Origin of the sequence: Paraburkholderia sp. UCT31 (assembly GCF_014397655.1) — a bacterium.
GTDB classification, from domain to species: Bacteria; Pseudomonadota; Gammaproteobacteria; order Burkholderiales; family Burkholderiaceae; genus Paraburkholderia; species Paraburkholderia tuberum.
Genome location: NZ_VZQP01000008.1, coordinates 25404 through 40682 on the forward strand (window position 1 = coordinate 25404; position 15279 = coordinate 40682).

A 15279-nucleotide genomic window follows, 5' to 3' on the forward strand; every position below is an offset into this window, starting at 1 on the left:
GCGCTTGCTCCGGCCCCATGCAAAGCGGTCTCGGAGCGCGCCTCGAAGGGCGCCCCGCGGCAATCCGTTAGCTGAAGCTGAGCAGCTGGTTGGCGGACTGATCGTTCTTGTCGGCGTTTTCCAACAACTGCGTCTGCATCTGGAACTGGCGCGCGTTGGTGATCATCGAGACCATCGCGCTGACCGGATTCACGTTGCTGCCTTCGAGCGACGCCGGCGCGAGCGTCACGGTCGGATCGGCGTCGGCGGGATTGCCGTCGGCGGTGCGAAACAGACCGTCATCGCCGCGCGTGAGCGACTGCGGATCGGGATTGACCAGCTTCAGCTGATCGACGGTGACCACGGCGGTGGGCGGATCGCCAGGCGTCAGCGCCGACACCGTGCCGTCCTTGCCGACCGTGATCTGCGCGCCCGGCGGCACCGATACCGGCCCGCCGTTGCCGAGCACGACCTGATTGGTCGCGTTCACGAGCTGGCCGTTTTCGTCGATGTGCAGATTGCCCGCGCGCGTGTAGGCCTCGTTGCCGTCGGCGGTCTGCACCGACAGCCAGCCCGGCCCCTGAATCGCGACGTCGAGCGGATTGCCCGTCTGCTGGATCGGCCCCGGCGTATAGTCGGCGCCCGGTGTCGACGACAGCACGAAGGTGCGGGTCGTGTCGCCGTTGATCGTGCTGCCGTCGCCGAACGACATCGGCACGGAAGGTTTCGAGCTGCGCGCGAAAGCCCGTGGTCGACGCGTTCGCGAGGTTGTTCGCGACGATCGCCTGCTGTTCGAGCGCCTGCGCGCTGCCCGACATCGCGGTGTAGATCAGCCGATCCATGAAGAGGTCCCGTTCGCTTACAGGTTGATCAGGGTCTGGTCGACGGCCTGCTGGGTCTTGATCGTCTGCGCGTTCGCCTGATAGTTGCGTTGCGCGGTGATCAGGTTGACCAGCTCGCTCGTCAGATCGACGTTCGAGTTCTCGACCGCGCCGCCTTGCAGCACGCCGTGATTGGTCGAGCCCGGCGTCGAGATCTGCGCGACGCCCGAGGCAGCCGTCTGGCCGTACTCGTTGTTGCCGAGGTCGACGAGGCCGTTCTGGTTCGAGAAGTTCGCGAGCACGATCTGGCCGAGCGCCGCGGTCTGGCCGTTCGAGTAGTTGCCGGTCAGCGTGCCGTCGGAGCCGACCGTGAAGCTCGTCAGTTGGCCCGCCGCGTAGCCGTTGGTCGACAGGCTGTTCACGCCGTCCTTGCCGCCGTACTGCGTGGTGCCGGCCATGTTCAGCGTGACGTTCTGCGGCGTGCCCGAACCGTCGGTGGTCGGAAGCGACATGGTGAACGCGCCGAGCGTCGCGGTCGCGAGGCCGGTCGTCGCGTCGGTCGTGCTGACCAGCGTGCCCGACGAATTGAAGTTCGCCGTGCCGATCAGGGAAGCGGTGCCGGTCGACGGGCCCGCGTACACGTTCCATGTGCCCGAGCCCGTCTTCGCGAAGTACATATTGACGGTCTGCGAGCCGCCGAGCGTGTCGTAGACCGTCGTGCTCGTCGAGTAGTTGTAGGTCGACGAGCTGTTCTGGTTGAACGCGGTCGGGTTCTGCGTGATCGTGTAGCTGTCGTTGGCCACCGGCGTGCCGCTGAACGTGATGCTCTCGCCGTTGCCGAGCGTGATCGCGGTGCCGGCCGTGTAGGGCTGCGACGCCGTGGTCGTGCCGAGCGTGTTGTCCGTGACCGTGTAGGTGGTCGGGCTCGTGAAGTTGATCGTGTACTGGTCGGTGTTGGTGCCCGCTGCCGCGTTGGTGATCGTCGCGCCGGTCGTACTCAGCGTGCCGGCGTTGGTGCCGCCCGGCGTCGCCGTCGGCGCGCCGAGCATGATGTTGTCCTGCGCGTTCAGGTTCAGGCCCGCGGTGATCGAGGTGGTCGCCTGCGGCGCGATGTTCGCGGTCGGCACCTGCAGCGGCACGGTCTGCGCGGTGTTGACGATGCCCGAGCTATTGGCCGCGTAGCCCATCAGATCGAGGCCCTGCGCGTTCGTGATGAAGCCGTTCTTGTCGAGCTGAAACACGCCGTTGCGCGAATAGGTCAGCGTGCCGTTGTTCGACATCTGGAAGAAGCCGTTGCCGTTGATCGCGACGTTCAGCGCCTGGTTCGTCGTCGTGAGCGTGCCTTGCGAGAATTGCTGCTGCACTTCGGAGAGTTGCGTACCGATACCGATCTGCTGGCTCGTCGCGGTCGCGACCGAATTGGCGTACATGTCGGCGAATTCCGCGGTGCCGCTCTTGAAGCCGACGGTGTTGGCGTTGGCGATGTTGTTGCCGATCACGTCGAGATCGCTCGACGACGCCGACAGACCGCTCAAACCTGTTTGGTAACTCATGACGTACTCCGTATCTGTAAAGTCGTAACTGAATGGATCCGGACTACAGGATCGCTGCGACGCTGGTCAGGTCGACCGTCGAGCCGTTCGACAGCACGAGGCCCGGCGTGCCGCTGCTCTGCTGGACGACGCTTTGCACCGTCGCGCCGGTGAGCGTGGTAGCCGTCGCCTGCTGGCCGTTGATCGAGCCTGTCGCGGTGATCGTGTAGGTGCCGTCGGCGAGCGGGTTGCCCGCCGAATCGGTCGGCGTCCAGCCAACCGGAATCGTGCCGGCCGACTGCTTGCCGAGATCGAGCGTGTTGACGATCGTGCCGGCCGAGTTCTTCACGACGATCTGCAGGTCGCTGACGGAGTTCGCGAGCGTGACGCCGAACTCGTTCGTCTTGCCGCTCGCCACGGTGATCGAGTTGCCCGGTGCGAGCACGGTCGAACCGATCAGCAGCGCGGCCTGCGACTGCTGGCCCGCCGACAGCTGAGTCGACAGCGAGGAGAGCGACGTATTGAGCTGGCTGATGCCCTGCACCGTGCTGATCTGGGCGAGCTGCGAGGTCATCTGCGAGCTGTCCATCGGATTGGTCGGGTCCTGGTTCTGCATTTGCGCGACGAGCAGCTGCAGAAAGGTGGTCTGCAGGTCCGCCGCCGACGTGCCCGACGTGCTGCTCGACGTGCTGCTCGTCGAGCTGGTTGCGCTCGAGCTGCTGCTCGTGCCGTTCATCGTGTCGAGCAGCGTCTGCGAAACGGTCGTGCCGCTGCCGCCGATCGTGGTGTTGGTGGTCAAGGCTCTCTCCTCAGGTTCCGATCGTGAGCGTTTTCAGCATCAGGGTTTTGGCGGTGTTCAGTGTTTCGACGTTGGCCTGGTACGAGCGCGAGGCCGAGATCATGTTGACCATCTCCTGCACCGGGTCGACGTTGGGCAGCGTCACGTAGCCGTCCGCGTCGGCGGCCGGATTGCCGGGCTCGTACGCGGTCTTCATCGGCGACGGATCGTCGACCACGCCCGTCACCTGCACGCCGCCGACCTGCTGGCCGGAGCGTGTGCGCGCGCCGCCGAGCGGGCTCACCGCGAACACGACCTGCTTGGCCTTATACGGCTGACCGTCGGGGCCCGTCGTGCTGTCCGCGTTGGCCAGGTTCGACGCCGTCACGTTGAGCCGCTCCGACTGCGCCGACATCGCGGAACCCGCGACACCAAAAATGTTCATCAGGGATGGCATGTTTCCTGACCTCTCCTGCCGGTTCGCACCGGCTTTACGTTAAGTCCCGTAGCGTTTCTGTTCGTGCGTGCATGCTGCCTGTGTTCAGCTGCTATGCGCCCTGCCTGGGTGCCGTGCTCGTGCCCGGCTTACGACGAGCCCGACGTGATGGCCGACAGCATCGTCTTGATCTGGTTCGACACGACCGTCATACCCGACTCGAAGTGCACCGTGTTGTCGGCGAACTGCACGCGCTCGGTGTCGACGTCGACCGTGTTGCCGTCGAGCGCCGGCTGCAGCGGAATCCGGTATTGCAGGTTGCCGTAATCGTCGGGGCTGCCGCCCGTCGCCGTCAGCGTGGCCTTACCGCTCATGTGGCCGGCCTCGGTCGTGTTCATCGACATGCCGCTCGTCACGCCCGCGGGTTGCGTCATCGCGAGCGTCGAGCTGTTCGATGCGCCTTGGCCGGCGGTGCTGCCGCCCGTCTTCTTCAGCGCGCCGGCGAGCGACGACGCGAAGTCGATATCGCGCGCCTTGTAGCCGGGCGTGTCGGCGTTCGCGATATTCGACGACAGCAGTTCCTGCCGGTATGCGCGCACATCCATCGCCTGCCGGCCGAATGCGAATTCGGCATCGAGCTTGTCCAGCATCGGAATCTCCCGAGAACGTTTCCAAGGCCGTCCCGTGTGCGCATCGTGAGAGACACGCGGCGGGTGCGAAGGCCTTTTTGCATGTGATGCATCTTATGGGCCGCGCGCAAGCGGCAATCGGACGAATAACCGGGAAAGGGGGCTTCTATTCAACGTTTGCGCGAAAGCGGGGCTCACTAGAATGCAAGGCGTACCGATGCATTCGATGGAGACCCGCGATGGACCAGCCCACCAACACCTTGCCGCAGCCGGCGAGCGGCACGACGATGCGTCGCGTGGGGGGTGGCCGGGCCGATGAACGGGGCGATGGTTCGGAGGGCGCGCTCGCCCGGCCGGTGCCGCGCTCTTTCTCGCGTTGCCTTGCGCATTGCCTGACGCGGGCGGCCGTCAACGTCGCGGTATGGGTTGCGGGCGGCATCGTGTTGCTGCCGGCTACGACCCAGGCGCAGGATGCGGGCGGCCCGATCGTGATTGCCGGGCCCGCCGAGAAAAATCCCGCCGCGCTGAACGATCTCGCGCAACGGATTCAGACGCCGGCGCAGCGCAGCGCGTCGGCGGCGTCGCTCGCGGCGGCGACCGCACAGTCGCTCGGCCGCGCGAGCGGGTCGCGCGACACCGATACGTTCGGGCGTGCCGCGAGCGCAAGCGGCGCGATCGTCATTCCGGGCGCGGGCGAGCCCGCTGCCGCCGCGCCGGCCATCATCCGCACCAACTTCAAACCGGACGCCAACGGCGTCGTGACGATTCCGCCGGCGGCCAGCACTGGGGCGTCGGGCGTCGCGCGCGTCGATGTCGAAGCGGGCCCGGCCGCCAGCGTCGCGAATCAGCGCCTGGTCGCGGCCAATGCGCCGCAAGGCGACGGTTTCGACAGTCTCGCCGCGCGCGGCGAGCCACCCGAGTTCGGCGCGAATGGCAAGCCGATCGCGGCCGCTGCGGCGCAGCCGGCGCATCCCGGGATCGCGAGAACACCCGCGACGTCGCCTGGCTCGCGCCAGCCGGCGGCCGTCATTGCACAGAGAACGCCGCAGACCGCTACCGCCGCGACGGCTGCGCAAGCCGCGCCGCTGCCAGGCCAGCAGGACCCGGAAGCGATTCACGCGAGCGCGCTCGCGTTCCTGCAACAGCAGGCCGTCGGCCTGCCCGGCAAGGCCGACATCACTGTCGCGTCCGCGTTTCCGCGCGGCCTCGCCGCGTGCACGTCGCTCGAACCGTTCATGCCGACCGGCGCGCGCCTGTGGGGCCGGCTGACGGTCGGCGTGCGCTGCGTGGGCGAGCGGCCGTGGACCATCTATCTGCAGGCGCGCATCTCGCTGCATGCGACCTACTACCTCGCCGCCCGCGCGATGGCGCCGGGCGAAGTGCTCACGGCCGCCGACCTCGTCGCGCGCGAAGGCGACCTGACCGGCCTGCCGCAGGCGATCGTCACCGACCCGTCGCAAGCGGTCGGCTCGGTCTCGCTCGTGCGCGTCGCGGGCGGCATGCCGCTGCGCCGCGACATGCTGAAGAGCGCGTCGGCGGTGGTGTTCGGCCAGACCGTGCGGGTCATCGCGGCCGGCGACGGTTTCTCGATCTCGTCCGAGGGCAGCGCGATGAACAACGCGTCGCCGGGCCAGCAGGTGCGCGTGAAGACCGCCAACGGCCAGATCATCTCCGGCATCGTCAAGGACGGCGGCACGGTGGAGATCCCGATGTGAGCGGGCTGGCGGCAACGAGCACCGTCGAAACGGCCGGCGCCCCGGTGGCCAGGGCAGACGAACAGGGATTAAAAGCGGTAGATGGCCACCTGGCGGCGAGCCAGGTGTCGAGCGATTGCGCTAAAGTTTTGATCAGCGGTTGCCGTTATCAGGATCAAATCGTTAGGGAAGCCAATCGTGAAAGTCGATCCCACCACCTCTTCAAATCTGCCGTCGTTGAAAGACGCTTTGTCCCGTTCGCCGCAGAGCGACGAAGCCACGCCGGCAGCCAGCACCACGCAGGGCGCGACGAGCACGGCCGCGCCGGCCGCGAGCAGCGCGTCGGACGACACGAGCGTGAGCCTGTCGGGTCTGTCGCAGCATCTGCGCAGCCTCGCGGCCTCCGGCTCGGCCGACATCGACACCGCGCACGTCGAGTCGATCAAGCAGGCGATCAAGGACGGCAAGCTGCAGATCGACTCCGGCAAGATCGCCGACGGCGTGCTGCAGACGGCGCGCGACCTGTTGCAGAACAAAACCTCGTCGACCGGCAACTGATCGGCATTTCGCCGCGCGGTGATCTGCCGGGCGGCGTCCGACCAACCCGGTTCGCGCGCCGTTCGCGAGCCAGTGTGCGTAGCGAGTTGTTGATATGAAAGACGCCCTCGTTGCTACCCTGATCGAAGAATATTCGACCGTCGAGGCATTCGCCTCGATCCTCACTCTCGAAACCAAAGCGCTGACGGCGGTCTCGCCGCTGGAGCAGTTGCCGGCGATCGTCGAGAAGAAAACCGAGCTGATCGGCGTGCTCGCGAGGCTCGAAGCCGCGCGCGACTCGCATCTGGCTGAACTCGGCTTTCCGACCGGCTGGTCCGGCATGGAGCTCGCGGCCAGCACCGACGCGCGCGTCGCGACGCAATGGAAGCTGCTGCAGAAAGCCGCGGATCGCGCGCGGCGCGTCAACACCAACAACGGCGAGCTGATTCGCGTGCGGATGGACTACAACGAGCGCGCGCTAAAGGCGCTGCAAGTCAACGTGCCGCGCAAGACGAATCTGTACGGGCCGGATGGACGAGTTCCGACTTATTCGGGACTTTGATCGGCCCGCCTGCCCGGCCTGCAATCGAGCAATCTACGAAATGAATGAAAAAGCCCGTCATCGACGGGCTTTTTCGTTTTCCGCCGCCGCTTTTCCACCCACTTCCCTGTCCGTTCCGCGCTGCGTTAGCCGTTCGGCTAGCTGGCGCTAGTCCACCTCGTCACGTTGAAATGGTGACCTCGTTCGAGCTTTCGCCAACGCCGCGGCTTCGACGCGGCCGCAATTCGACGGGCCGAATCTTGCTTGCTCGTTAGTTTGTGTAGGCGTGTGTATAATGGAGGGTATGATGTATGAACAGTGCCGAGGTCGTCAAATTGATTCAAGCGAATGGCTGGCAGCTCGTCCGCATAGCGGGCAGTCACCATCATTTCAGGCACGCGGGAAAACGGGGGCTCGTGACCGTCCCGCATCCGAAAAAAGATTTGCCGGCCGGCACCCTGAACAGCATTCTGAAACAGGCGGGGCTCAAATGAAGCATCTGATCTTTCCGATCGCCATCGAACCCGGAGACAACACGCACGCGTTCGGCGTCGTGGTGCCCGATATTCCAGGCTGCTACTCCGCGGGCGACACGCTCGAACAAGCGTATGTGAACGCGAAAGAGGCAATCGAATCGCATCTCGAAACCTTGCTCGACGAAGGGCTGCCGCTGCCCGAGCCTCTCACGCTAGGCGAGCATCGGCGCAATCCCGAGTTCGCGGGGTTCACATGGGGATTCGTGACGACGCGCAATATTCCGGCGTTGAAGAAGGCGGTTCGCATCAACATCTCGCTGCCCGAGGTGCTGGTGCAGGAGATCGACGCGTATGCGCAGGCGCGCGGTATGTCGCGCTCGGCGTTTCTCGCGCTCGCCGCCGAGCATGAGATGGCGAACGCCTGAGCAACGGCAGGCGGCACAGGCGCGCATCGGCATCGGCGCACCGCCGCATCTGCAGGCAGCGTTTGAAATACGGCGTGCGGCGCCGCGGTGGCGTCAGTTCGCTTCGGCGTTCGCCCAGGCCATTTCGCGCAGTCGGGCGCGCAGGCGTGCCACGGCCTGGCTATGCAACTGGCACACGCGCGATTCGCTGACTTCCATCACCGCGCCGATCTCGCGCAGATTCATGCCGCGCTCGTAGTACAGCGACATCAGCAGCTTCTCGCGCTCCGGCAAGCGGTCGATCGCTTCGATGAGCGCCGAGCGCAGGCTGTCGTCGAGCAGCGCCGAGAGCGGATCGGAATGATCGACGCAGTAGCGGTCCAGAAAAGGTTCGTCGTCGGCGGAGCGGTCGAAGTCTTCGTAGTAGATCAGCTGGCTGCCATGCAGGTCCTGCAGCATCGACTGATATTCGTCGAGCGGCATTTGCAGGTGCTCGGCGACCTCCGCCTCGCTCGCCGAGCGGCCGAGGTTCTGCTCCACCTTGTGCACCGCGGATTCCACTTCGCGCGACGTGCGGCGCAGGCTGCGCGGCAGCCAGTCGTTGCTGCGCAGCTCGTCGAGCATCGCGCCGCGAATCCGCTGGCTGGCATAGGTCTCGAACTGCGCGCCCTGGTCTTCCTTGTAGCGGCCGGCGGCATCCAGCAAACCGATCATGCCGGCCTGGATCAGGTCGTCGAGATCGACGCTCGCCGGCATTTTCGCGACAAGCTGCAAGCCGAGTCGACGCACGAGCGGTGCGTACTTCGTCAAAACTTCGGCCTGAGAAATCTTTCCCTGAGCGTTGTACATCGTGCTCCCCTTGTCCTTCGTGCACGCCTTTCAAGCGTGATGCGCGGACGGTTGGTCGGCGTGGTGCGCCGCTGTAACTGTCGCGGGCGCCCGCCAGGGCGTTTGCGACGACATCGCTGGCCGCATCGGCCAGTACTGCAATTCGGCGGCGAGATGGCGGAAGTCGCGCGCGGCCGGTGTCGACGGAAACGCGTCGACCACGCAGCGCGACAGCTCGAGTGCCCGGGCGATGCGCACGTCGGCCGCAATGCAGCCGGCGTTTTCCAACGCGACGGTCAGGTAACGGCCGGCCACGCCGGCGAGATTCGCGAACGCGGCTTGCGCGTCGTTGGCGCTTTGCACGTGATTCGCGAGCACGCGCAACTGCGCGATCGCGTGCGCGTAATGCAAACGCTTGATGCACGCATAGGCCTCGGTGATCGCCTCGCCCGACATGCGCGCGACGATCATCACGTCATGCGCCTGCTTGGCGAGCGGCGACAGATGCCCTTCGTCGTCGAGCTGCGCGTCGATCAGCACGATATCGGCCGAGCCGCCGAGCAGCACACCGAGTTCGGCCTCCGTATGCCCCTCGCGGTTGTTGCGCGAGGCGGACAGCACCGAAAAACCGAGCGCGTGACGCGCGGCGGCAAAATCGACCGGGCTCTCGCCGCGCATCACCGCCGCGAAGTTGCCCGCGCCGCGCAAGCCGCCAAGCATCGCGCTCACCGACTTCTCACCGACGCATTCGTCGATCACCAGCACGTCCTTGCCCTGCTGTGCGAGCGCCGCCGCGAGGTTGACCGCCACGGTCGTATTACCGATGCCCGACGACGCACCCGCCAACGCGATCACGCGCGCGCCGCCGCGCCCGAGCAGCCGCCGCAACCCTTCGGCTTGATCCGAAACGAACTTATCCAAAGCGAACCTCGTGCAGCTCGGCCGTCGAACGTGCGGACAGCGAGGACAGCAAAGCGGGGATGTCGTCGTCGTGCGGCACGAACGGCGAGCTGTCGCGCGGAATGCAGAAGGTGCTCTTGATCAGGAATTTCTTCGTCGCGACGTAAAGGTTCTCCGGCACCTTCTGTCCGGTCGATACGTAATGCACCGGCAGCTTGTAGCGGATCACCGTATCGAGCACGCCGCCGAGGTTAGTCGCTTCGTCGAGCTTGGTCAGAATGCAGCCGGCGAGCGGCTGCTGGTCCGGCGCGCGCTGATACGCCTGCACGACCTCGTTCAACGTGTCGCCGTGGCTCGTCGCGTTGAGCAGCAACAGACGCTGCACCGGCTGGCCGGCGCGGCTTAGCATCGCGATCTGGTCGGACACGAGCCGGTCGCGCTGGCTCATACCGATCGTGTCGATCAGCACGATGTGTTTGTTGCGCAACTCCGAGAGCGCGAGCTGCAGATCGGCGCTGTCCTTCACCGCATGCACCGAAACGCCGAGAATCTTGCCGAAGATGCGCAGCTGTTCATGACCGCCGATGCGGTAGCTGTCGGTCGTCAACAGCGCCACCTTGCTCGCGCCGAAGCGCATCACGCAGCGCGCTGCGAGCTTCGCGGTGGTCGTCGTCTTGCCGACGCCGGTCGGCCCCATCAGCGCGAATACGCCGCCGCGCTCCATCAGCGCGTCTTCGTCCTCCATCACCGGCAGGTTCGACTCGAGCACCGAGCGCACCCAGTCCATGCCGCCGTCCATCGTGTCGACATCTTCGGGCAGCTTGTCGACCAGCATCTGCACGAGCTGCGCGGAAAAGCCGGCGGCGAACAGGTGCTTGGTGAGCGCGGCGCGTGCGGGACTGCGGCGCTGTCGATCGCCCCACAGCAGACCCGCGAAGTGCTCTTCCATCATGTCGCGCATCGACGACAACTCGTTCATCACGGTGTCCTTGACGACCTGCTCCATGCGCCCCTTGATCGCTTCGGCGACGGCGGACGGCGTGCGGCTTTCGTCAGTAGCGGACGGCACGGGCGCGATCTTCTGAGCGGCGCGGCGCGCAGCGGCTTCGGCGGCTTCGCGCGCCCAGTCGGGCGTGTCGATCACCGGCGGCACGGCGGCCGGCCGCGCGTCGACTGCGCTGCCGAGGCCTTTGGCGGTCGCGACGGCGGGCGTCATCGCGGCGGGGCGTGCGCTGTATTGGCCGCCCTGTTGCTGCTGCTCGGCCGCGAGGCGGCGCGCGTGATCGATGAGCCACGGATTCGACTCGGCCATCGTGCGCGGCGCGGCGGCTTCGCTCGATGGGATTGCCGGCGGTACCGGCACGCCGGCAGCTTTCAGCAAATCCGCGCGGATGTCTTTCGACAGGCGCGCGGCCGCGGCGCGGGCGCTCGCGCCGGAAGGCGTGGCGGCAGCGGCGGGCGTGGCCGGTGCGTTGAACGATGTGGCCGCGCTGGACGCCGACTGGCTCACGGCGGGCGCGGGGCCTGTCGCGATGGCCGCGGACGCGCCGGTCGCGCCCAGCGTCGCCGGGCCGATTGGCGAATTGCCGGGCCACGCGGCGGCGGACGCTGCTTGATTCGCGGACATGCTGAGCGCCTGGCTGACGGCCGAATTGACCGCCGAATTGAGCGCCGTCCTGTTCACCGAGCCGGCCATGAAATCCGCAGCCGCATTCGCCGGCTCGATCGCCGGCGTCGCTTCACCACCCGCTTCCGGGCTCGCGCCGAACACCGACGAAAACACGTCCGGCATTGCGCTCGCGTATGGATTCGTCGGCGCCGCGAACAAGCCGCGCGGGGCCCGCGTCGATGCCGCACCTGAGCCCGTGCCGAGCGCCGCGGCCTGCGCGCCTTCGCGCGCTTTCGGCGTGATCGCGGCGAGATCGCTATCGGCGAGCGCGACGATTTCGACGCTGCCGTCGTCCATCGTGCGATTCGACAGCACGACCGCATCGGGGCCAAGTGCTTCGCGAACGAGACGCAACGCATCGCGACTGGTAGCACCGACAAATTTACGAATGTTCAAGCTGGACCCCCGATGAGGTATACGGACTGACGGACCGGCAATACACCGCTTCCCATTGCGATCAATTATTGCGAAAGGCGTCGGGCGACGATCGATGGATAAAGACCGTTAAAGGTGGGTAATTCGCGCGATGGACACACGGCGGACGCATCGTTCGACGAGCCCGGGAGAGCCGTGCAAACGCAAACCGGCGCCCCACTGGAGCGCCGGTTCGTTATATCGACAGCCGCGGGCGAGCGACCTTCGTCAGCCGTGCGCGCCGATCAGATTGACCACCTTGACGTTGCGCGTATCGGGCACTTCCGCATACGAGAGCACCTTCAGCTGCGGCAGGCTGCGGCGCAGGAAGCGCGCGAGCATCGGCCGCAGTGCGTGCTGCACCAGCAGCACCGGCGCGAGGCCAAGGTTCTGCTGACGCGTCATCGCTTTCTGCGTTTCGGTAAGCAGCGTGTTCGCGAGGCCCGGTTCGAGGCCCGGGTTCGGTCCGGTCGATAGCGCCTGCGACAGCACCCGTTCGAGGTTCGCGTCGAGGCCCATCACCTGCATGTCGGCGGTCCCGGGGAACCACTGCTGCGTGATCGCGCGGCCCAGCGCGAGCCGCACCGCGGCGGTGAGGTCGTGCGGGTCGGTGAGCTTGGTCGCGTGTTCGGCGAGCGCTTCGAGGATCGTGCGCATGTCGCGAATCGGCACGCCTTCTTCGAGCAGGTTCTGCAGCACCTTTTGCAGCGTGGTGAGCGGCAGCATCTTCGGCACCAGATCGTCGACGAGCGACGCCGTGTCCTTCTGCATCCGCTCGACCAGCGACTGCACCTCGCGGCGGCCGAGCAGCTCCGACGCGTGCGTGACGACGAGGTGATTCAGGTGCGTCGCGACCACCGTGCTCGAATCGACGACCGTGTAGCCGTATACCTGCGCCTGTTCGCGCAGATTCGTGTCGATCCAGATGGCGGGCAGGCCGAACGCCGGGTCCTGGGTCGGCGTGCCCGGCAGCGCGGCCGATACCTGGCCCGGGTTGATCGCGAGCCACTGGCCCGGATACGCCTCGCCCGAGCCGACCTCGACGCCCTTCAACGCGATCCGATAGCCGTTCGGCCGCAATTCGAGGTTGTCGCGGATATGAATGACCGGCGGCAAGAAGCCGATTTCCTGCGCGAACTTCTTGCGGATGCTCTTGATCCGCTTGAGCAGTTCGCCGTCCGAGTTCTTGTCGACGAGCGGAATCAGCCGGTAGCCGACTTCGAGGCCGAGCGTGTCGATCATCGTCACGTCGTCCCAGCTCGCCTCGGCGTTTTCGACCGGCGCCAGCGCGGCCGGCGCGACGTCGACGAGCGCCGGTGCGTTCTTGCGCTCCTCGGTGCGCTTCTTCATCGTGCGGCCGAGCTGGATCAGGCCGCCGCCGAGAATCAGGAACGCGAAGTGCGGCATGCCCGGGATCAGGCCCATCAGCACGAGAATGCAGCCGGTGATCATCAGCACGCGCGGGTTCGTGAACAGCTGGCCGGTCAGCTGCGTGCCGATGTCCTCGTTGGTCGCGACGCGCGACACGATCACGCCGGCCGCCGTCGAAATCACCAGCGACGGAATCTGCGCGACGAGGCCGTCGCCGATCGTCAGCAGCGTGTAGTTCTTGCCCGCCGCGGCAAAACTCATGTCGTGCTGGACCATCCCGACGATCAGCCCGCCGATGATGTTGATCACCATGATCAGGAGGCCGGCGACCGCATCGCCTCGCACGAACTTGCTCGCACCGTCCATCGAGCCGTAGAACTCGGCTTCCTGAGAGATCTCCTTGCGCCGCGTGCGAGCCTGCTCTTCGTTGATGAGGCCGGCGTTCAGATCGGCGTCGATCGCCATCTGCTTGCCGGGCATCGCGTCGAGCGTGAAGCGCGCGGACACTTCGGCGATCCGCCCCGCGCCCTTCGTGATCACCATGAAGTTGATCACCATCAGGATCACGAACACGACGATACCAACCGCGAAGTTGCCGCCCACGAGGAAGTGGCCGAACGACTCGATCACCTGACCGGCCGCATCGGGACCGGTATGGCCTTCGAGCAGCACGACCCGCGTCGAGGCGACGTTCAGCGACAGCCGCAGCAGCGTCGAGAACAGCAGCACGCTCGGGAACGCGGCGAAGTCGAGCGGCTTCATCGTGTACATGCTGACGAGCAGCACCATCACCGACAGCGCGATGTTGAACGTGAACAGCAGATCCAGCAGGAACGGCGGCAACGGCAGAATCATCATGCCGAGGATCATGCAGATCAGCACCGGCCCGGCGAGGGCGCGCAGGTTGGTGCTGCTCAGCGCATCCGGCCGTCGGGCGAGGAAACCGGCGCGAGCGTTCATGCGGAGGCTCCGTTGTTGTCGTCGCTAGTGGCGTCGTTGGCGTTGTCGTCGGCCGGGTTCAGCGTGTTGGCGGCTTCCTCGGCGGCGTCCTCGTCCGATACGCCGCCCTTGTCGAGTTCGGGCGGCACGTCGAGTTCGGTCGGCGCGACCGGCACGTCGCCGCCTTCGGCCTTGAAGCGGCGCAGCTGATAGACCCACGCGAGCACTTCCGCGACCGCGCCATAGAGCGGCCCCGGAATCTCGCGATTCAGATCGACGTTGTGATAGAGCGCACGCGCGAGCGGCGGCGCTTCGAGCAGCGGCACGTTGTTTTCGGTGGCGATCTCGCGAATCCGCGCCGCCACGAGGTTCACGCCCTTCGCGACCACCTTCGGCGCGCGCATCTCGCCGTCCGTGTATTGCAGCGCGACCGCGAAGTGGGTCGGGTTGGTCACGACCACGTCGGCCTTCGGCACTTGCGCCATCATGCGGCGCCGCGCGATCGCGCGCTGCTGCTGGCGAATCTTGCCCTTGATGTGCGGATCGCCTTCGCTCTCGCGATGCTCACGCTTCACTTCTTCCTTCGTCATGCGCAGCTTCTTGTGGAACGACCACAGCTGGTACGGCACGTCGAGCGCGGCCACCGCGAACATGCCGGCCACCGTCATGCCGCAGCACACCGCGATCAGATGCACGGAGTTGGCGAGCGCGAGATTGAGCGGCTGCGTCGCGAGCGCGAGGAATTGCTCGTGGCGATTCCAGATCGCCGTGCCGCCGATCAACCCCACCACCAGCGTCTTCGCGAGCGACATGCCGAGCTGGATCGGTCCGTTGATCGAAAATATGCGGCCGAGGCCCTCGATCGGGTTCAGCCGGTTGAACTTCGGCTCGAGCCCTTTCGCGGACAGTTGCCAGCCGCCCAGCGCCATCGGTGCGAGCAGCGCGGCAAGTCCGGTGACGCCGAGTATCGGCACGAGCGCGTAGAGTCCTTCGCGACCCGCTGAGCCCGCGCCGATCAGCATGCGGCTGGTGTCGAACGCGCTCGCGTGGTTGAAGGTGAGCGACGCACGCAGCATGTTCTGCAAATGCTCGCCGATGCTGCCCGACATGCCCCATACGCCGTAGAACCCGGCCGCGAGCAGCGCGAAGGTCGACAGCTCCCGCGAACGCACGATCTGCCCCTCCTCGCGCGCCTTCTGCAGGCGCCGAGGGGTCGCGGATTCGGTTTTTTCGAGGTCGCTGTCCTCTGCCACAAAGCTCTCCAGTCGGCCGAGGCACGGCGCCTCTTTCCAGTGAGAGCGATTATTCCTGCTCGACGCAAGCGCCGATCG

14 protein-coding genes and 1 pseudogene are annotated in these 15279 nt (G+C 66.3%); 5 read left to right on the top strand and 10 right to left on the bottom strand.

Features of this window, described 5'->3' with window-relative positions:
• Nucleotides 1-67: 67 nt before the first annotated feature.
• The 5 genes and pseudogenes from flgF to flgB all read right to left on the bottom strand — a co-directional run bounded on the left by flgF (nt 68) and on the right by flgB (nt 4196).
• A pseudogene (gene flgF, locus F6X40_RS08225) lies at nt 68-821 on the bottom strand (flagellar basal-body rod protein FlgF).
• 17 nt (nt 822-838) lie between these two features.
• Nucleotides 839-2353, bottom strand: coding sequence for a flagellar hook protein FlgE (locus tag F6X40_RS08230; RefSeq protein WP_187627402.1), 1515 nt, complete (start codon nt 2351-2353; stop codon nt 839-841).
• A 43-nt stretch (nt 2354-2396) separates the two neighbouring features.
• On the bottom strand, nt 2397-3131 hold the full coding sequence (locus F6X40_RS08235; RefSeq protein ID WP_184069757.1) for a flagellar hook assembly protein FlgD: 735 nt from the start codon (nt 3129-3131) through the stop codon (nt 2397-2399).
• Nucleotides 3132-3141: 10 nt separating this feature from the next.
• Nucleotides 3142-3567 (bottom strand): flagellar basal body rod protein FlgC, encoded by a 426-nt coding sequence (gene flgC, locus F6X40_RS08240; RefSeq protein ID WP_187627403.1) that lies wholly within the window; start codon nt 3565-3567, stop codon nt 3142-3144.
• Between the two features lie 128 nt (nt 3568-3695).
• Nucleotides 3696-4196: a flagellar basal body rod protein FlgB gene (gene flgB, locus F6X40_RS08245; RefSeq protein ID WP_090802505.1), complete on the bottom strand. Its 501-nt coding sequence runs from the start codon at nt 4194-4196 to the stop codon at nt 3696-3698.
• 218 nt (nt 4197-4414) lie between these two features.
• Between flgB and flgA the strand changes: the two genes are divergently transcribed.
• From flgA to F6X40_RS08270, 5 genes are all read left to right on the top strand, one after another.
• The gene (gene flgA, locus F6X40_RS08250; protein ID WP_187627404.1) at nt 4415-5890 is read left to right on the top strand and encodes a flagellar basal body P-ring formation chaperone FlgA; all 1476 of its coding nucleotides are present in this window, start codon (nt 4415-4417) and stop codon (nt 5888-5890) included.
• A 177-nt stretch (nt 5891-6067) separates the two neighbouring features.
• Nucleotides 6068-6427, top strand: a complete 360-nt coding sequence (gene flgM, locus F6X40_RS08255) for a flagellar biosynthesis anti-sigma factor FlgM (protein ID WP_184069761.1) — start codon at nt 6068-6070, stop codon at nt 6425-6427.
• A 94-nt stretch (nt 6428-6521) separates the two neighbouring features.
• Nucleotides 6522-6968, top strand: a complete 447-nt coding sequence (locus tag F6X40_RS08260) for a flagella synthesis protein FlgN (protein WP_187627405.1) — start codon at nt 6522-6524, stop codon at nt 6966-6968.
• 290 nt (nt 6969-7258) lie between these two features.
• On the top strand, nt 7259-7441 hold the full coding sequence (locus F6X40_RS08265) for a type II toxin-antitoxin system HicA family toxin (RefSeq protein ID WP_013090886.1): 183 nt from the start codon (nt 7259-7261) through the stop codon (nt 7439-7441).
• A complete protein-coding gene (locus F6X40_RS08270; RefSeq protein ID WP_090802498.1) occupies nt 7438-7848 on the top strand; it encodes a type II toxin-antitoxin system HicB family antitoxin in 411 nt (136 codons plus the stop codon). The genes F6X40_RS08265 and F6X40_RS08270 overlap by 4 nt, the downstream gene beginning before the upstream one ends.
• Before the next feature lie 93 nt (nt 7849-7941).
• On the opposite strand, the gene F6X40_RS08275 is transcribed toward F6X40_RS08270, so the two are convergent.
• The 5 genes from F6X40_RS08275 to flhB all read right to left on the bottom strand — a co-directional run bounded on the left by F6X40_RS08275 (nt 7942) and on the right by flhB (nt 15201).
• Nucleotides 7942-8676, bottom strand: a complete 735-nt coding sequence (locus tag F6X40_RS08275) for an RNA polymerase sigma factor FliA (protein WP_090802497.1) — start codon at nt 8674-8676, stop codon at nt 7942-7944.
• Nucleotides 8677-8706: 30 nt separating this feature from the next.
• The gene (locus tag F6X40_RS08280; RefSeq protein ID WP_184069763.1) at nt 8707-9576 is read right to left on the bottom strand and encodes a MinD/ParA family protein; all 870 of its coding nucleotides are present in this window, start codon (nt 9574-9576) and stop codon (nt 8707-8709) included.
• Entirely contained in the window at nt 9569-11620 is a 2052-nt protein-coding gene (flhF, locus tag F6X40_RS08285) for a flagellar biosynthesis protein FlhF (protein ID WP_187627406.1), read from the bottom strand. The genes F6X40_RS08280 and flhF overlap by 8 nt, the downstream gene beginning before the upstream one ends.
• A 246-nt stretch (nt 11621-11866) precedes the next feature.
• Complete coding sequence (gene flhA / locus F6X40_RS08290; RefSeq protein ID WP_184065964.1) at nt 11867-13969, bottom strand: flagellar biosynthesis protein FlhA; 2103 nt, start codon at nt 13967-13969, stop codon at nt 11867-11869.
• Nucleotides 13966-15201, bottom strand: a complete 1236-nt coding sequence (flhB, locus tag F6X40_RS08295) for a flagellar biosynthesis protein FlhB (RefSeq protein WP_184069767.1) — start codon at nt 15199-15201, stop codon at nt 13966-13968. Before flhB ends, flhA begins: the two co-directional genes overlap by 4 nt.
• Nucleotides 15202-15279 lie beyond the last annotated feature (78 nt).

Coding starts and splice junctions, on each gene's coding strand:
- F6X40_RS08270 (WP_090802498.1), top strand. CDS start 7,438: ATGAAGCATCTGATCTTTCCGATCGCCATCGAACCCGGAGACAACACG.
- F6X40_RS08275 (WP_090802497.1), bottom strand. CDS start 8,676: ATGTACAACGCTCAGGGAAAGATTTCTCAGGCCGAAGTTTTGACGAAG.
- flhA (WP_184065964.1), bottom strand. CDS start 13,969: ATGAACGCTCGCGCCGGTTTCCTCGCCCGACGGCCGGATGCGCTGAGC.
- F6X40_RS08265 (WP_013090886.1), top strand. CDS start 7,259: ATGAACAGTGCCGAGGTCGTCAAATTGATTCAAGCGAATGGCTGGCAG.
- F6X40_RS08230 (WP_187627402.1), bottom strand. CDS start 2,353: ATGAGTTACCAAACAGGTTTGAGCGGTCTGTCGGCGTCGTCGAGCGAT.
- F6X40_RS08260 (WP_187627405.1), top strand. CDS start 6,522: ATGAAAGACGCCCTCGTTGCTACCCTGATCGAAGAATATTCGACCGTC.
- flgB (WP_090802505.1), bottom strand. CDS start 4,196: ATGCTGGACAAGCTCGATGCCGAATTCGCATTCGGCCGGCAGGCGATG.
- flgC (WP_187627403.1), bottom strand. CDS start 3,567: ATGCCATCCCTGATGAACATTTTTGGTGTCGCGGGTTCCGCGATGTCG.
- flgA (WP_187627404.1), top strand. CDS start 4,415: ATGGACCAGCCCACCAACACCTTGCCGCAGCCGGCGAGCGGCACGACG.